Below are 17,740 nucleotides of genomic sequence, written 5' to 3' on the forward strand. Positions count from 1 at the left end.
CACGTCGTGACACGGAAGCCCCAACTCAGGCCCCCGCGCCTTACCTCTCGCTCAACGCCAGCCAGCTGCGCCACAGCACCTGCGCCTTGCGCTGGTAGTTCTTCATGTCTGCGGTCAGTTCCAGGCGCGCGCGGGAAGATGTCATCTCCTCCGGCAGCAATGGGTCACGCACCAGGCGGATGATGACCACGCGCCCCAACAGCAACGACTCGCGCACGGCCTTTTCGAGCGGGCCTTTTTCCAGCGTGCGTGTGCTGCGTACCAGCGCCTTCTGCATGGCCCGATAATCGGCAGCGAGCGCCTTCACATCCCACAAGGCCATGGCCTGTTTGTGGCTGGCCTTGTCCAACTCGTCGAGGCGAAACACCAACGCTTGAGGTGCCAGGCCCAACGCCTGCAAGTGAGTGCGCATGGCACTGGCGCCGCCCTGCAGATTGTCCGGGCGCACATGCAAACCGGGCTGCAGCAGGCGAAAGCCCTGCAGGCTCAAGGCCAGGGCGTTATGCCGCCAGGTGGTCTTGTCGGACCGCTGCACGCCACCATCGTGCACCGCCAGCCAGCCGCCTTGCCAAGGCAGGGTTTGCGTCTCCTTGTGCGCCCAGTCATCCACCACCCGAGCCAGCACAGGCCCCGCTGGATTCAGCCGGTAGAAGCCACGCGGGTGATTGATGATCTTGCCTTGCTGGCTCAGGCGATTCAGCGCAACGCGAACGGCCGAGGCCTTTATCCCGAGCAGTTCGCCCGCCTGGCACAACGCCTGCGCCGGCAGCGCCTCGCCGCAGGCAACCAGCAGGTCCAGGATCAGTTCCGGCGCGCTCATCGCGGCCCGCTCGATATTACATAAGGTGTCCATAATTGCGTTATAAAGAGATATTTCCTAGCCTGTCAATCCAGCCAACCCGCTGCATTCCAGGTACCTGCCATGGCCTTCGTTGTAACCACGATCGATGACGCCGTCTTCACCATCACCCTGAATCGCCCCGAGAAACGCAACGCCGTGAATGGCCCGATGGCGGCCGAGATTCGCGACGCCTTCCTGCAGTTCGAAGCCGACCCGAGCTTGCGTGTAGCCGTGCTCACCGGCGCGGGTGGGAACTTCTGTGCGGGCGCCGATCTGTCTGCTGTGGCAGATCCCGCCTTACGCAACGAACTCGACCCGGATGGTGGCGGCACGGGCCCGATGGGACCCACGCGCATGGCGCTGTCCAAACCGCTGATTGCCGCTGTCAGTGGCCATGCGGTCGCCGGCGGCCTGGAGCTGGCATTGCTCGCCGACCTGCGCGTGGCCGATGAGGATGCCGTATTCGGCGTGTTCTGCCGCCGCTGGGGTGTACCGCTGATCGATGGCGGCACGGTGCGCCTGCCACGCATCGTCGGCATGGGCCATGCCCTCGACATGATCCTCACCGGGCGCCCCGTGGGCACGCCCGAAGCCCTGCATATGGGCCTGGTCAACCGCAGCGCCGCACCAGGACAAGCCGTGACGGTGGCCCAGGAACTGGCCCGCCAGATCGCCGCCTTCCCACAGCAATGCATGCTGGCCGATCGTGCATCGGCCTTCGCCCAATGGGCACTGCCGCTGGCCGACGCACTGCGCCATGAAGGCAAGCAAAGCACGCCCATGGTCTTCGCCGAAGGTGAGAAAGGCGCCGCCCGCTTTGCCCTGGGCGCAGGTCGCCACGGTGATTTCGCCAGCTGAACCCTTCACGCCTCTGCCAGGAACCGCACATGACCCAGCCCCGCTCTCCTCGCCCCGACGGCGCGACCTACCATGAACTGATTCGCCGTGGCGCCCTGCAACACGGCCCCCGCACGGCCATCGTCTGCGGCCGCGACAGCCTGACCTTCACCGAGGTCGACCACCTGAGCAGCCAGCTCGCTCACTGCCTGCACAACGCCGGCGCCACGTCCGGCAAACGCGTCGGCCTGCTGTTCAACAATGGCATCCACAGCGTGCCGCTGGATTTCGCCTGTGTGAAAGCCGGGATCAATCGGGTGCCGCTCAACGCACGCCTGTCGCTGGCCGAACACGCCACCATGCTGCGCGAAACCCAGTGCCACTATCTGGTGTTCGGTGCGGACCTGGCCGAACGCGCCGCTGCTCTGGCCGAGGAAATTCCGCAACTGGTCTGCCTCGGCATGGGCAGCGCCCTGCCCGGTGGCAGCGACCTCCTGGCGCTGGCCGGACAGCAACCGGTGAGCGCACCAGCAATCGACGTCCATCCGGACGACATCGTGCTGACCCTGTTCACCTCCGGCACCACCGGCACGCTCAAGGCTGCCCAGCATACCCAGGCCTCGTTCGCCGCCATTTGCCGCAACGTACTGATCAACCTGCTGCCGGTCACCCCGGACGATGCCATGCTGCACGCCGCCTCGCTGATCCACGCCAGCGGCGTGTTCGTGCTGCCGTTCTGGTTGCGCGGTGGGCGCACGGTGATCCTGCCCGGGTTCGAGCCGAACCTGTTCCTGCGTACCCTTGAAGACCAGCGCATCACCGCCATCAACCTGGTGCCGACCATGCTGCAGATGCTGCTGGAGCACCCGCAGTTGTCGAGCGCAGATGTCACCGCCCTGCGCTATGTCATCTACGGCGCCTCGCCCATGCCACGCGCGGTGATCCAGCGCGCCATGGCGCTCTGGGGACAACACCGTTTCTGGCAGTACTACGGCCAGACCGAAGCGCCCATCTGCCTGACCGTATTGCGCCCGGAAGAACATGAAGGCGAGCTGCTCGACGCCTGCGGACAACCGGCCATGGATGTCGAGGTGAAGCTGATCGATGAGGACGGCAACGAAGTACCCGCCGGTACACCGGGCGAAATAGCCGTGCGCACACCTACGGCGATTGCCGGCTACTTCAATGCGCCACAGCTGAATGCCGAAACCTTCATGGCCGATGGCTGGGTACGCACGCGGGATGTCGGCGTGTTCGACGAGCGCGGCTATCTGTACCTGAAGGACCGGACGTCAGACATGATCATCACCGGCGGCTACAACGTCTATCCACGCGAAGTGGAGAACGCCCTGATGAGCCACCCGGCCGTACGTGAATGCGCCGTGATCGGCTTGCCCGATGACAAATGGGTCGAGGTCGTTACCGCCGTCATCGCCCTGCGTGAAGGTCAGCAGGCCGGGCCCGAGGCGTTCACCGCACACGTCGCCGCGCAACTGGCGTCCTACAAGAAGCCACAGCGTGTGTTGTTCGTCGACGAAATCCCGAAGACGGCAGTCGGCAAGCTCAATCGCAAAGCGCTGCGCGAACGGCTGCGCAATGCCTGAACCGACTGGCGCCAGCCCGATCAGGGTTGGCGTCAGTGTTAAGCAACGCTAGGGCTGCCGGATGCACAACAGGCGGTAGACGCCCTCTTCGGCTTCGATGCCATGGGTGTCGTGGCCGAAGCCCGGGAACTGCAGGTCGAAGCTTTCCAGCGCGCGCAAGTACGACAACAACGGACCGTCGATGGGGCCGGCGTTTTCCCCCGGCATCATCAGCGGGATGCCAGGCGGGTAAGGCACGATACCGGTCGCCACCACGCGCCCGGCCGCCTCGGCCAGCGTTACCGGTTCGATCTCGTTGCGCACGAGTTTCTCGTAGGCCTGCACCGGGCTCAGCACCGCCTGCGGCAGCATGGCGAACGCCGCCGCCATGGTCGCGGTGGTGCGGGTCTCGCCCATCGCGGCGAACAGTTGGTCGGCCAGGTCCCTCAGGCCCATGCCCTTGTAGCGCTGTGCATGACTGCCGATCAGGTCGGGCAGGCAGCGCTCCAGTTCCAGGTTCTCGTCATAGTCACGCTTGAAGTCGAGCAGTGCGTTGACCAGCGTGCCCCACTTGCCCTTGGTGATGCCGACCGAGAACAGGAAGAGCAGAGAAAAGTCGGCGGTTTTCTCCACCACGATACCCAGCCGCCCGAGGTAGGCGGTCAGCACACAGGCCGGGATACCACTGGACTGCAATTGACCGTCGGTGCCCATGCCCGGCGTGAGCACGGTGACCTTGATCGGATCGAGCAGGCAGTAGCCATCCTCGATATCGCCGAAGCCGTGCCAGCTTTCGTTCGGGTGCAACACCCAGCAGGACGGATCGGTCTTGAGCTGCGCAGGGTCGGCATCCTCGAACGGACAGGACGCGCCAGCGACGGAGACATGCTCCGGCTGCCAGCAACTGAAGAACCAGTCGCCCGCCGCGCGCATATCGGCATGCATGCGCGCGATCACCTGGCGGAAGGACACCGCCTCGTCGATGCATTCCTGGGTGAGGATCTCGCCGTGGGGCGCTTCCATCATCGCCGCGCTGACATCGCAGGAGGCGATGATCGCGTAGTTCGGCGAGGTCGAGGCATGCATCATGAACGACTCGTTGAAGCGCGCATGAGGCACCGGCGAGCGGCCATCGCGCACATGGATCATCGAGGCCTGGGACAGCGCCGCAAGCAACTTGTGGGTCGACTGGGTGGCGAACACCGTAGGCCGCGAGGCGGTGTGGTCGCCCGGTTCGCCGTGCATGGCGAAGCGCTCGCGGTACATCGGGTTGAACCGCGCATAGCCGTACCAGGCCTCGTCGAAATGCAGGCGATCGACACTGGCGCCAAGCAGTTGCTCGACCCGGGTGACGTTGTAGCAAAGGCCGTCATAGGTGGAGTTGGTGATGATGGCGTGCACTGGCGTGCGGTCGATGCCTTCACGCACCAGCGGGTTGCTGGCGATGGCCTGCGCCACGGCGTCGCGACTCAGGGTCTGCGGCATGATCGGGCCGATGATGCCGTAGCGGTTGCGGGTCGGTACCAGGTAGGTGGGGATCGCACCGGAAAGCGTCATCGCGTGCTCGGCGGACTTGTGGCAATTGCGGTCGCACAGGGCGATCTGGTCGCGGGTCACGCTGGCCATCAGGATCACTCGATTGGAGGTCGAGGAACCGTTGGTGACGTAGTAGGTGCGGTGCGCGCCGAACACCTTGGCGGCGTAGCGCTCACCCTGGCCGATTGGCCCGCTGTGATCCAGCAGCGAGCCCAGCTCGCCCACCGAGATCGACAGGTCCGAGCGCAGCAGGTTTTCCCCGAAGTATTCGTAGAAGGCGCGGCCCACGGTGGTTTTCAGAAAGGCCGTGCCACCGGCATGCCCTGGCGTGTGCCAGGAATACTCGTAGCTGCGGGCGAAGCGTGCCAGAGCACCGAACATGGGCGGCAGGATTTCCTGGCGATAACGCTCGATGGCAGCCAGCACCCGTCCGCTGAGGAAGCTGCTGGTGTCCTCCGGCAGCCAGATGAAGTCATCGGCGTGCTGCATGACCACCAGCGGGATGCCGTCGACGCCACCCCGGTCGCTGATCAGGAACACCGGCATGCGCTTGTTGCGCGTGCGTAATTCGACGAGCAGGGAGACACAGGCATCGTGGGCGGGGCTGCTGTCCAGGTTCCAGTCGAGCAGGACGCACTGGATGGCCGAATCGGAACGCAGCAGCGAGGTGGCGTCGTGGAAACTGCGCGAGCTCAGCAGGCTGATGTCGCGGGCCTCGATGTCCTCCATCAACTGGTTGAGCGAGCGACCGAAGACGGTATTGCTGTCTGGCTCGGCGCTGATCACCAGCGCCAGCATGCCAAGGGGATGTTTTCTTTGGGCCATGAGCTCAGCTCCTTTGCAGCGGCAGGGTTGGTTCCGCGTCGCGCAGCACCGTGGATGTCTCGATGCTGCTGACCTGCCGCGCGCGTTCCATGTCGATCAGGCGGTTGTTGACGAACCCGAACAGCGTGTAGCCGATGATGACGGCGACACCGCCCAGCATCAGTGCCTCCGCCCCGGAGCTATACAGCGCCAGGTAGCTGTAGGCGGCCGCCACACAGGCCACGGCATTGGTGATGAACGCCTGTTTCGGCGGCACACCAGACACCTTCTGCATGGTCATCAACGCGGCCATGGACAGGATGTACGGCACCAGGTTGGTGACCACCGCGAGATTGACCAGGGTGTCGAACTGCTTGCTCAGGTCCGGACTGATGGTCAGCAGGGCCAGGGCCGTCTGACAGGCCAGCAGAACCAGCATGCCGACGATGGGCGTACCGGCCTTGTTGGCGAGGGCGAATATCTTCACGAAGTAGCCGGTGTCCGCCGAGCTCTTGAACACCTGGGCAATGGTGAACTGCCAGCCGAGCAGCGAGCCGATGCAGGCGATGACCATCAGGGCCATGACCAGATTGCCGACTGCCGGGGTGAACATGTGGGCGAATACCAGGCCGAATGGCCCGGTGGATTTCACCAGCTCGGCATTGTCGATGATGCCGGCGATGACGTTGGTCGAGGTGATGTAGATCACCGCCGCACCGATCGTCCCACCGAGCACGGCGATGGGCACGTTGCGCTCGGGATTCTCCACCGCATCGCTGTTGGCGCAGGCCGATTCCAGCCCGAGAAAGGCCCAGAGGGTAATCGCCACCGAGGCGCCCGCCGCTTCGAACAGGCTCTTGCCATGCGGGTTCCAGCCGGCGGCATAGGTGGCCGGATCGAACCAGAACCAGCCGATGGTGGAGACCAGCAGCACCGGCAGGATCACACCCCACACGGTGACATTGCCGATCCGGCCGGTGATGCGCGCACCGCCGAAGTTGGCGATCGTGGTCAGCCACAACAGGGCGATGGTCATCAACCCGACCTGCAGGGCTGTGAGGCTGAGGTGAAACAGCTCGGCGATATAGCCCACCGCCGTGATGCCAATCGCCACGTTGGCGATCAGCAGGGACAGGCCGTAGGTGTAGTTGGTCAGGTAGTTGCCGGCCTTGCCGAAGGTGTATTCGGCATAACCGCCCATACCACCGCTGTTGCGACTGAGCATGCCGCAGCGGGCAAAGGCATAGGCCAGGGCCAGGGAGCCGGTGGCCGTGACCAGCCAGGAAAGAATCGAGATGGCACCGACTTCTGCCAGCTTGCTCGGCAACAGGACGATGCCGGAGCCGAGCATGTTGACCGCTGTCAGCATGGTCAACTGCATGACACTCATTTTCTTGATCGTGGCCATACGAAGTGACGCTCCAGTGAGTTAACTGGATTCACGCTAGTTCACTTCGTATTAATACCTTGGACGATAAGGGAATATAAAAACCGCACCTTATCGTGATTAATTCATAAGCCGCTGAAGCTCATGAAGCGCTCTAGTTCAATGCATTCAGCACTTCAGGAAAACTGCCCGGCCATCACTCCGCCGGCGTTGCCGTGAGGTTGGCCCGCAGGATCTCGATGAACTCCAGTACCAGTTGCGAAGGCGCCTCGTGGGTCGGGTGCAGCAGGGCCACTTCATAGCGAATCGACGGGCGAAACGGACGCAGCACCAGTCCACTGGTGAACGGACGACTCACCACCGGATCGATGATGCCCACCCCCAGGCCAGCGGCGACCAGCTCGCAGGCGGTGGAGAAGAATTCGGTTTCCGCCACCACGTTCCAGGATGCGCCGTACTCGGAAAATGCCGTGGCCAGTTGCTGGTGGATCGGGTCGCCCTTGAACAGGGACACGAACGGTACACCGCTCAGGTCGGCCGGCGTGATGCTGGGCAACATGGCCAGCGGATGGCTGGCCGGCATCATGCATTGGCACTCGTAGGAGAACACTTCCATGTTCGCCGTCGGGTAGTCCAGCGGCAGCTCGGCAATGGCGATATCGAACTGCTGGGTGGCCATCAATTCGCGCACCGATTGCGAGTTGCGGCTGATGATCTTGATCTGCAAGCCGGGGCGTTCCCGAGCGAACTCGGCCATCAGCCGCGGCAGCAAACTGATCGAGACACTGGCATAGGCGGCTACCGCCAGATGCCCGCGTTTACCCAGACGAATCTCCTGGGCATGACGCGTGGCCTTCTCCACCGCTTCCAGCGCGCGGTTGGCCTCGACGTAGAACAGGCGCGCCTCGGGAGTGGGCTGCAAACGCCCGCCACGGCGCACGAAGAGGGTCAGACCGATCTCATGCTCAAGGATGGCAATGGTGCTGCTGATGGCTGGCTGGGAAATGCCCAGCAGCTCGGCCGCACGGGTCATGGTGCCGTGGAGCATGAGGGTTCGGAAGCATTCGAGCTGACGGATTCGCATGGCGATCCTATAAATTTAACTTATAGTGAAGCCAAGTTATATTATTGGTTTTCCCATGTCACGCTGTGATTTCCTTGGTCATGCGTTGTTCAAGACCGATAACAAAGGAGCATCCACACGTGACCGACACCCCAGTTTCCGCGACATTCACCGCCATTACCCGCCTGGCCCCACGCCATGGCGTAGCGGTGAAACTGACCAGCGGGCAAACCATCCGCATCACCAACACCCACGGCCATCAAGTGGTCGACACCTGGGCCTTCGCCCAGGACGATGTGGCCGAGTGCATGTCCATGGAACACAGCCGCGCCTCACTGCTGCGCCTGATCCCGCAGGTCGGTGATACCTTCCTGAGCAACCGTCGCCGGCCGATGCTGACCCTGACCGAAGACACCACGCCAGGCATCCACGACACCCTGATCGCCGCCTGCGATATCCACCGCTATCGTCAGTTGGGCGCCGAGGGCTATCACGACAGCTGCACCGACAACCTGGCCAACGCGCTGGAAGCCATCGGCCTGCACATTACCGATACGCCCTGCCCGCTCAACCTGTTCATGAACGTGCCCGTCGACAGCGACGGTCGCCTGGCCTTCGTGCCGCCCGTCAGCAAACCGGGCGACCATGTCACCCTGCGGGCAGAAATGGACCTGGTGATCGTGTTTTCCGCCTGTCCGCAGGACATGACGCCCGTAAACGGCATGATGCCCACCGAAGTGCACTACCAGGTCCAATGACCGACAGGCCAAGACAATAATAAAAAGTCTCAGCCTTTTGCCCTCAACCCGAGCTGCCACAAAAACCAAGCCATGAGGTCACTACCATGATCACGCTTCCTCGCAAACACATCGCCGTTGCCCTGTTCAGTGCCTGGACCGCCCTCAGCGCGTCCTGGGCCAATGCCGACGACCTGCTCGCGCAGATCCAGTCCAGCAAACGCATCACCATCGCCACCGAGGCCCGTTATGCGCCATTCGAATTCGTCGAAGGCGGCAAGATGGTCGGCTACGACATCGACCTGATGAACTACGTGCTGGCCGACCTGCCAGGGGTCAAGCTCAAGCACCTCGACCTGCCGTGGCAGGGCGTGCTGCCAGGCCTGGATCGCAAGAAGTTCGACTTCGTGGTCAGTGCCGCCACGGTCAACAAGGCCCGCGCCGAACAGTTCGCCTTCACCATTCCGATTGCCGATGCGACGGTGAAACTGCTCAAGCGCGAAGGGGATGATTCGATCAAGTCGCTGGACGATCTCAACGGCAAGATCGTTGGCTCGCAGACCGGCTCCGGGCAGATCCTCGCCCTGCAGGCCTTCGACAAGCAACTCAAGGCCGAGGGCAAGCCAGGCCTGAAGGAACTGCGCCAGTACATCGCCTATGACGAAGCCTACGCCGACCTGGCGGCGGGGCGTCTCGACGGGGTCGCCCAGGCGCTGCCGAACATCGGCCCGCTGCTCAAGGCGCGCCCTGGCCTGTTCGCCACCCTGCCGGATCCGCTGGGGCCGAAAACCTACTTCGCCTGGGTGGGCCGCAAGGATGTCGACAGTGCATCGCTGGTGAAATTCTTCAATGATCGCCTGGTCCGCGCCAACCAGGACGGCACCATGCAGAAGCTGCAGCAGAAATGGTTCGGCTTCACCATGGACCTGCCGACCGAAAGCCCTGAACCGGAAATCTGAGGTCACCCCATGAACGAGTTCATTGAACGGCTGATGATGTATCTGCCGGCACTCGGGAATGGTCTGCTGGTAACCCTGGGGCTGTGCCTGGTGGCCATGCTCCTGGGGTTTGCGCTGGGTGTCGCACTGTACCTGTGCGGCTCCAGCCGCTCACCGGCGCTGATCTGGTTTTCCCGTGGCTACGTCAGCTTCTTTCGCGGCACGCCGCTGCTCGCGCAGTTGCTGTTGTGCTTCTACCTGCCGACCAGCCTGGACATCGACCTGCCGGGCGTCGTGGCGGCCATCGTGGTGCTGTCGCTGAACACCGCGGCCTACCAGTCGCAGATTCTGCGCAGTGGCTTCGAGGCGATTCCCAAGGGCCAACTGGAAGCCGCCGCCGTCTTCGGCCTGAGCCGCTGGCAGACCCTGACTCGCGTGCAGATCCCCCAGGTTCTGCAACTGGCCTCGCCGGCCCTGGTGTCGGAACTGATCGACGTGATCAAGGCCTCGGCCGTGGTCTCGGTGGTCGCCATGACCGACCTGATGCGCGTCAGCCAGCAACTGGTCGCACAAACCTACCGGCCGCTTGAGGTCTACCTGGTGGCCGCCCTGTTCTACCTGGCGCTGACCAGCGTGCTCGCGCTGGCCGGCAGGGCTCTGGAGCAATACTGGCAGAGGCGCGCGTAATGGAAGAAGTACTGACTTACCTGCCCGACTTCCTCAATGCCCTGTGGGTCACGGTGCAGATCAGCCTGCTCGCGGCCCTGCTCGGTGGCATCCTCGGCTTCGTCCTCAATGGCTTGCGGGTAGCCTGGGCACCGCTGGTCCATGTCTACCGTGTGTATGTCTGGTTGATTCGTGGCACGCCATTCCTGGCGCAACTGATGCTGGTGTACTTCGGCCTGCCCGTGCTCGGCCTGACCCTCAGCGCAGTGGAAGCGACCATCGTGTCGCTGGCCCTGTACAGCTCGGCGTACTTCGCCGAACTGCTGCGCACGGCGTGGAACAGCATTCCGCGTGGCCATGTCGAGGCGGCCCACGTGCATGGCATCGGTGCCTGGCGCGTGTTCTGGCATATCCAGACGCCTCAGGCGCTGATGTTCTGCCTGCCACTGCTGGGCAACCAGGTGATCCTGACCATCAAGGAAAGCGCAGTGGCCTCGATCATCACCGTCCCTGAACTGACCCAGACCGCCGGCGCCATCGTTTCCAACACCTTCTCTTATGTCGTGCCCTACGCCCTGCTGGTGATCGCCTATTGGCTGCTCACCCAGACCGTCGGCACCCTGTTCGGCTTGGCCGCCCAGCGCGCCAATCGCATTCTCAGAGGTTGAACATGAATCCGTCTCCGATCATCGAACTGCGTGGCCTGGGCAAATCCTACGGCGACCATCGGGTGCTCAAGGGTATCGACCTGAACGTGATGCCCGGTGAGATCGTCTCCCTGATCGGCCCCTCCGGGTCGGGCAAGACCACCGCCCTGCGCTGCATGAACTTTCTCGAAGCCTATGACGAGGGCGAGGTGCTGATCCACGGCCGCCTGCTCGGCTACAAGAACGACGGGCGCAGCCTCAAGGACCGCCAGAGCGCGGCACAACTGGCCGAGGTTCGCCGGCCGCTGGCCATGGTGTTCCAGCAGTTCAACCTGTGGCCGCACATGAACGTGCTGGGCAACGTGATGGCGCCACTGTTGCTCGGCAAACGCATGGCCAAGGCCGAGGCCCAGACCCTGGCCGAACAGGCCCTGCACCGTGTAGGCATGAGCCACAAGCTGGACGCCTATCCGGGGCGCCTGTCCGGTGGCCAGCAGCAGCGGGTCGGTATCGCCCGCGCCCTGGCCGTGCAACCGGAGCTGCTGCTGCTCGACGAGCCGACCTCGGCCCTCGACCCGGAACTGGTGGAAGAAGTGCTGCAAGTCATCCAGTCGCTGGCCCAGTCCGGCATGACCATGGTGATGGTGACCCACGAGATGAGCTTCGCCGAGAAGATCTCCACCCAGGTGGTATTCATGGAAGCCGGCCAGGTGGTCGAGCGTGGTGCGCCAGCGCAGTTGTTCCGCCAGCCGACCACCGAACGCCTGCAGCAATTCCTCAAACCCTGGCTCAACCGCGGCACCGCGGCCGCATGAGCGAAGCACGCGGCGGAGAACGACCGAGCATGAGCACGCTGCTGGACGAGGCGTATCGCCTGGGCGAGGGCCTGACTGACCCATTGCAACTGACCCGCCAGGCGCTGGCCGCTGCGGCCTCGTCAGCGCATGTGTTCATCGCCCTGTGCGAAGAGCGGGCACTGCGCCAGGCCGAGGCTTCGGCGGCGCGGCGCCTGCGCGGGCAGCCCCTGAGCCCGTTCGACGGCATCCCCTATGCCGTCAAGGACCTGGTGGATATTGCCGGCATGCCGACCAGTGCCGGCTCGACACTGTTCGCCGACGGCCCGCTCGCGGCGCGGGACGCACCGGTGATCGCCGCGCTCAGCTCGCTGGGGATGATTCCGATCGGCAAGACCAACCTCAGCGAGTTCGCCTATTCCGGGCTGGGTCTGAACGCGAACTTCGGTACCCCGGTGGCAGACGTTGCCGTCGATGAACCGCGTGCCCCCGGTGGCTCCTCGTCAGGCTCGGCGATTGCCGTGCAACGCGGCATCGTCAGCGTCGCGCTGGGTACCGATACGGCGGGCTCTGTGCGCATTCCCGCCGCGTTCAACGGCCTGGTCGGCTACCGTGCCTCCTGCAACCGCTACCCCATGCAAGGCGTGCGAGCGCTGGCGCAAACCCTGGACACCCTGGGGCCTATCGCCAACAGTGTGGCCGACTGCATTGCCTTCGACGGTGCCCTGCGCGGCACGCTGGCCAGCCTGCCCGTGCCTCTGCGCCTGGCGGGTATCCAGTTTGTCGTGGAGGAAACGGTTCTGCGGGACCCGCTTCTGCAACCTGCCGTGCGCGACAACCTGCTGGCATGCATGGAACGCCTGCGTGCAGCGGGGGCAGTGGTCGAAGTTCGCGCGCTGGAATCCGTGGCCCTTACCCGCCAGTTGATCGCCGAGCATGGCTGGCTGGGCGCAGTGGAAGCCTGGCAAAACTACGGGGAAGCGGTCGAAGGCCCGCACGCGATGCAGATCGACCCGCGCGTTCGCCAGCGCCTGCTGGCCTCCAGGGCCGTCGGCGAGCGCGAGGCACTGCTACGCCAGGGCCGCGACCAGTTGATGGCCGGGCTTGAGTTCGAACTGGGCAACAGCGTGCTGGTCATGCCCACCGTCTGGCATGTGGCGCCGCCTCTGGCCGCGCTGGAACAGGACGACGCGCACTTCGCCCTGACCAACCTGCAGACCCTCAACCTGACCATGATCGGTAGCCTGCTGGACATGCCCGGCATTGCCATGCCCTCAGGCGTCGATGCCCAGGGCCTGCCCACCTCGATGCTGTTTTCGCTGACGCAAGGCCAGGACGACAGCCTGCTGGCCATCTGCCTGGCGGTCGAGCAAGCCTGTAGGCCGGCTTCAACCACGTGAACACAGGGCGTCCGGCGGACGGGCGCTTTCGTGCAGGCAACAAAAAACCCGCCGAGGCGGGTTCTTTTCAGACCATTCCGACATCCTGTCAGCAGCCATCCTGGCAATGGTCGATCGTCCATGATCCTGAGCGCGTCCTGCGCTTCAGTGATGGGTGAAGATTAGGCCTGTCTCCGGGTGATCAACAGAGCGAATCGCAGGCAGGCCGTGTAAGCCTTTCGCTATAGCTGTGCCGAGAAAACGCCCCTTACACCCCGCAAACACCCGAAAACAGTGGCCCGAGCCCCCTATCGCGACATGCGCATTGCACAGCGGACGGCGCATCATTACCATTGACATTAATTCTCATCCGCACTTGAGGCGCATCGCGCCGGGTATTAGCGTGCACTCGATGCCCTCCCCAGACGTCTCATCGATCAACACCCTCTACCACAGCCATTCCCGCTGGCTACTCGGCTTCCTCCATCGTCGGCTGGGCAGCCGCTTCGATGCCGCAGACCTGGTGCAGGATACGTTCCTGCGTGTGCTACTGCGCCCCCGGACATTCGATGGGGTGACCGGCGAACGCTCCTACCTGGCGACCATTGCCCGAGGGTTGTGCATCGATCACTGGCGACGTCGGCAACTCGAACAGTCCTGGCTGGAAAGCATGGCAGCCCGCCCCCTTCACCTGCAGCCATCCCCCGAACACCGCGCCCTGATCGTCGAAACCCTGCATGAAGTGGACGCCATGCTGCTGCGCCTGCCGGCACGTGTGCGACGGGCGTTTCTGCTGGCCCAGATCGATGGCCTTCCCTACCGAATCATTGCCACCGAACTCGGGGTTTCCGAGCGCATGGTGAAGAAATACCTGGCCCAGGCCTTCGTGCACTGCGCGCTGCTGGAGGCCGAACTTGACGGCCTGCTGGTCGAGTGACGCGCATGCAAGGCCAGGACAGAAAACTCAGCCACACCAGCCTGCAACAGGCCGCCCATTGGTACGTGCTGCTGCATGACGAGAACACCACCGACCAGCAACGCGCCCAATGGCAGGCCTGGCTCGACCAGCAAGGTGAACACCAGGACGCCTGGCGTTATGTCGAGCGCGTGGGGCAACGGTTCGCGCCCCTGCAGAGCGACAACGAGCGAGAGTCGGCAAGCGCCATGCTGCGCAACGCAGAACACGGCAGCTTCAGCCGCCGCCAGGGACTCAAGACCCTGATAGTGCTGGGCGCCAGTTCGCTCCTGGGCTGGGGCGCCTGGCGCACCACGCCACTGCCACGCCTGCTCGGCAGCTGGACGTCGGACTTCTCCACCCACACGGGTGAAATCCGCGACACCATCCTGGCTGATGGCACTCACCTGTGGCTCAGCGCGCTCAGCTCGGTCGACGCCGAGTTCACGGCAGACCAGCGTCTGCTGCACCTGCGCTTCGGTGAAGTCCTGATCGATACCGCCAGTGACGCACGACGCCCCTTCCTCATCGACACCCGCCATGGGCGCATGCGCGCGCTGGGTACACGCTTCGGCGTCAAGCAGATGGAGAACATCACGCGCCTCAACGTCTACCAGGGCGCGGTGGAGGTATGTACCGGCGAGAGTGCGCAAACCGAAGTGGTCAATGCGGGTTATCAGGTCGACTTCTCGCACCTGGCAATCAATGCGCAACGCCCGGCACAGATCACCGGCGAGTCCTGGATCCATCAGGTGCTGACCGCTGAAAACATGGCCCTGGGGCAATTGGTGAATGAGCTGGGCCGTTATCGCCATGGCTACCTGGGTTGCAACCCGGCGGTGGCCTCGCTGCCCGTCATCGGCGCTTTCCCGTTGAACGATACCGAGCAGGCGCTCCGCTTGCTCAGTGCGGCCCTGCCGATCCGCGTGCAGCGCCTGACGGACTGGTGGGTCAGCATCGAGCCCGCCTAAGCGCCGTGGCATGTGCAAAAAAAACTTGCCGCTGCGGTTCCCCTTTTGGCTTTTCGTTCGGTTTACCCGGAACACCACCCATTCAACCAACGAATTGTTCCAGGGGACACCATGCACTTGCCCGCCCGACTCACGCGTCGTTTTGCCCTGCGGCCATTGGCTCTCGCGCTGCCACTTTCCTGCCTGGCCGGCGCGCCACTGTTACTGCAATCCTCCATCGTCCAGGCAGATCAACAGCAGGCAGCGGAGCGCCAGTACACGATTGCGCCCGGCCCCCTGGGCAGCGTGCTCAACCAGTTCAGCAACCAGGCCGGCATCTACCTGGCCGGACACAATGACTTGACGGCCAACCGCACCAGCAAAGGCCTCAATGGCCGCTATTCGGTGCCACAGGCCCTGGCACGCCTGCTCGATGGCACCGGCATCCAGGCGATTGCCCAGGGTGGCGGCGGCTATGTCCTACAGCCGGCGCCACAGAACGGCGCCCTGCAACTGGACGCCACCTCGGTGATCGGCACCAGCCTGGCCAATGGCGGCCAGGTGGCTGATCGCGGCTACAAGGTGGTCGCCAGCTCCACCGCGAGCAAGACCAGCACCGCCCTGGCCGAAACCCCGCGCTCGGTGTCCGTGGTGACCCGTCAGCGCATGGAAGACCAGAAATCGCAGACCCTCACCGATGTACTCGGCTATGTACCCGGTATCTTCGCCCCGCCCTTCGCCGCCGGTGATGGCCAGGCCGGTGACCTGTTCTTCGTTCGCGGTTTCAACGCCACCGACTGGGGCTACGGCCTGCTGCGCGACGGCCTGCGCGTTCAGGGCAACCGCTACGACACCACCAGCGAGCCCTATGGCCTGGAGCGGGTCGAGGTCTTCCGTGGCCCGACCTCGATCCTTTACGGCGAGAACGCCCCGGGCGGCGTGGTCAACATGGTCAGCAAACGCCCAACCGAGCAGGCGCGCGGCGAAGTTCAGCTCACCTACGGTTCGCACAACAAACGCCAACTGGGCGTCGATGTATCCGGCCCGCTGAACGATGCGGGCAATGTGCTCGGGCGCCTGGTGATGCTGGGACGCAATGCCGATACGCAGGTCGACCACCAGCCAGACGACCGACTCTATATTGCCCCGTCGCTGACCCTGAACCTCGGCACCGACACCTCGCTGACCCTGCTCTCGACCTATCAGCGTGATCGCACTCTGATGGAGCTGGGTTACCCCGCTGCCGGTACGCTGCTGAACAATCCGAACGGCAAGATCGGCAGAAGCACCCTGCTGGGCCACCCGGACTGGGACAAGTTCGAACGCGAAACCTGGACCCTCGGCTACGAGTTCGCTCATCAGCTCAACGACACCTGGCAGTTCCGCCAGAACTCCCGCTACATGCAGTCGCGTGTGGACCGCCAGGAAATGTGGCCTGGCGCGCTGAACAACGGCGGGTTCGGCACCACGCTCACCTATACCGCCTATGAGCGCACCAACAAGTCCATCGCCTACTCCCTGGATAACCAGTTCGAAGGCCACTTCGCCAGCGGTGACGTCGAGCACACCGTGCTGCTCGGCGCCAGTTTCGACCGCACTTCGTTCAACCAGAACTGGGACGCCGGCTTTGGTGGTGTCATCAACGTCTTCAATCCGGTCTGGACCGGCAAGCCGACGATGGCCGCCCACGTCCAGAACGCACAGATCGACCAGGAAATGTATGGCGCCTATGGCCAGTTGCAGACCCAGTACGACAACTGGGTCCTGCTCCTCGGTGGGCGCTTCGACCGGGTCAACAGCCAGTACCTCAACAAGGCCGGGACCACCAACCCGGCCGCCGACCTCGACTACTGGGACAGCGACTTCACCTGGCAGACCGGCCTGATGTACCAGTTCGACAACGGCATCTCGCCGTATATCAGCTACTCCACCGCGTTCGCGCCGACTCAGCAGACCACCAGCCACTCCGGCCCGCTGGACCCGACGACGGCCGAGCAGTACGAAGCGGGTATCAAGTACGAACCCAAGGGCTGGGATACCGCGATCACCGCCTCGGTCTACGACTTGCGCAAGAAGGACGATGTGATCTTCGATAGCGCAGCCAACGACTATCGCCAGGTTGGCAAGAGCCGCGCCAAAGGATTCGAGCTCGAGTTCAACAGCAACCTCAGCGAGAACCTCAACCTGACCGCGTCCTACACCTACACCGATGCCCGCATCACCAAGGATGCGCCAGGCTCGCTGCTCGAAGGCCACCAGATGACAGGTGTACCGCGCAACCAGGCCTCGCTCTGGGCCAACTACCGCTTCCTCGACGGCTACCTGCGTGGTCTGCGCCTGGGTGGCGGAGTTCGCCATTTCGACAGCACCTTCGCCTACACCAACCCGACCACGCTCTACGGCAAGCTGGACTCCGGCGACGTGACCCTGGTCGACGCGGCGGTCGGCTACACCCTGGACGAGCACTGGAGCCTCGACGTGAACGTGAAGAACCTGTTCGACCAGGAATACGTCAGCGGCTGCAACAACGCCGGCCGCTGCTACTGGGGCGAAGAGCGCACCGTGCTCGGTACGGTTTCCTTCAACTGGTGAACCACGAAGCCCCTGGAGAGCCTGTGTATCT

At 63.8% G+C, this 17,740-nt stretch carries 15 protein-coding genes; 11 read left to right on the forward strand and 4 right to left on the reverse strand.

Annotated elements, in window-relative coordinates; all coding sequences use genetic code 11:
- Positions 1 to 40 precede the first annotated feature (40 nt).
- A complete protein-coding gene (locus ACWPW0_RS18630; RefSeq protein WP_454256131.1) occupies positions 41 to 820 on the reverse strand; it encodes a hypothetical protein in 780 nt (259 codons plus the stop codon).
- Positions 821 to 922: 102 nt separating this feature from the next.
- On the opposite strand from ACWPW0_RS18630, the gene ACWPW0_RS18635 reads away from it, so the two are divergent.
- On the forward strand, positions 923 to 1,699 hold the full coding sequence (locus tag ACWPW0_RS18635) for a crotonase/enoyl-CoA hydratase family protein (RefSeq protein ID WP_454256132.1): 777 nt from the start codon (positions 923 to 925) through the stop codon (positions 1,697 to 1,699).
- Between the two features lie 29 nt (positions 1,700 to 1,728).
- A complete protein-coding gene (locus tag ACWPW0_RS18640; protein ID WP_454256133.1) occupies positions 1,729 to 3,282 on the forward strand; it encodes a class I adenylate-forming enzyme family protein in 1,554 nt (517 codons plus the stop codon).
- 48 nt (positions 3,283 to 3,330) lie between these two features.
- On the opposite strand, the gene ACWPW0_RS18645 is transcribed toward ACWPW0_RS18640, so the two are convergent.
- The 3 genes from ACWPW0_RS18645 to ACWPW0_RS18655 all read right to left on the reverse strand — a co-directional run bounded on the left by ACWPW0_RS18645 (position 3,331) and on the right by ACWPW0_RS18655 (position 8,072).
- The gene (locus ACWPW0_RS18645) at positions 3,331 to 5,622 is read right to left on the reverse strand and encodes an Orn/Lys/Arg family decarboxylase (RefSeq protein WP_454256134.1); all 2,292 of its coding nucleotides are present in this window, start codon (positions 5,620 to 5,622) and stop codon (positions 3,331 to 3,333) included.
- Positions 5,623 to 5,626: 4 nt separating this feature from the next.
- Complete coding sequence (gene potE, locus ACWPW0_RS18650; protein ID WP_447593909.1) at positions 5,627 to 7,009, reverse strand: putrescine-ornithine antiporter; 1,383 nt, start codon at positions 7,007 to 7,009, stop codon at positions 5,627 to 5,629.
- A 175-nt stretch (positions 7,010 to 7,184) separates the two neighbouring features.
- Positions 7,185 to 8,072, reverse strand: a complete 888-nt coding sequence (locus ACWPW0_RS18655; RefSeq protein WP_147809559.1) for a LysR family transcriptional regulator — start codon at positions 8,070 to 8,072, stop codon at positions 7,185 to 7,187.
- Between the two features lie 119 nt (positions 8,073 to 8,191).
- Between ACWPW0_RS18655 and ACWPW0_RS18660 the strand changes: the two genes are divergently transcribed.
- The 9 genes from ACWPW0_RS18660 (at position 8,192) to ACWPW0_RS18700 (ending at position 17,709) form a co-directional block, all read left to right on the forward strand.
- A complete protein-coding gene (locus ACWPW0_RS18660) occupies positions 8,192 to 8,809 on the forward strand; it encodes an urea carboxylase-associated family protein (protein WP_261985309.1) in 618 nt (205 codons plus the stop codon).
- A gap of 86 nt (positions 8,810 to 8,895) precedes the next feature.
- Positions 8,896 to 9,747 (forward strand): transporter substrate-binding domain-containing protein, encoded by an 852-nt coding sequence (locus ACWPW0_RS18665; RefSeq protein ID WP_454256135.1) that lies wholly within the window; start codon positions 8,896 to 8,898, stop codon positions 9,745 to 9,747.
- 9 nt (positions 9,748 to 9,756) lie between these two features.
- Positions 9,757 to 10,413, forward strand: coding sequence for an amino acid ABC transporter permease (locus ACWPW0_RS18670; RefSeq protein WP_147809562.1), 657 nt, complete (start codon positions 9,757 to 9,759; stop codon positions 10,411 to 10,413).
- Positions 10,413 to 11,060, forward strand: coding sequence for an amino acid ABC transporter permease (locus ACWPW0_RS18675; protein ID WP_147809563.1), 648 nt, complete (start codon positions 10,413 to 10,415; stop codon positions 11,058 to 11,060). The genes ACWPW0_RS18670 and ACWPW0_RS18675 overlap by 1 nt, the downstream gene beginning before the upstream one ends.
- A gap of 2 nt (positions 11,061 to 11,062) precedes the next feature.
- Positions 11,063 to 11,854 (forward strand): amino acid ABC transporter ATP-binding protein, encoded by a 792-nt coding sequence (locus ACWPW0_RS18680; protein WP_147809564.1) that lies wholly within the window; start codon positions 11,063 to 11,065, stop codon positions 11,852 to 11,854.
- Between the two features lie 29 nt (positions 11,855 to 11,883).
- Complete coding sequence (locus ACWPW0_RS18685) at positions 11,884 to 13,233, forward strand: amidase family protein (RefSeq protein ID WP_454256136.1); 1,350 nt, start codon at positions 11,884 to 11,886, stop codon at positions 13,231 to 13,233.
- Between the two features lie 391 nt (positions 13,234 to 13,624).
- A complete protein-coding gene (locus ACWPW0_RS18690; RefSeq protein ID WP_447593915.1) occupies positions 13,625 to 14,149 on the forward strand; it encodes a sigma-70 family RNA polymerase sigma factor in 525 nt (174 codons plus the stop codon).
- A gap of 5 nt (positions 14,150 to 14,154) precedes the next feature.
- Complete coding sequence (locus tag ACWPW0_RS18695; protein WP_454256137.1) at positions 14,155 to 15,138, forward strand: FecR domain-containing protein; 984 nt, start codon at positions 14,155 to 14,157, stop codon at positions 15,136 to 15,138.
- Between the two features lie 111 nt (positions 15,139 to 15,249).
- Positions 15,250 to 17,709, forward strand: coding sequence for a TonB-dependent siderophore receptor (locus tag ACWPW0_RS18700; RefSeq protein ID WP_454256138.1), 2,460 nt, complete (start codon positions 15,250 to 15,252; stop codon positions 17,707 to 17,709).
- Positions 17,710 to 17,740: the final 31 nt, after the last annotated feature.

The organism is Pseudomonas sp. Marseille-Q8238 (genome assembly GCF_965111915.1).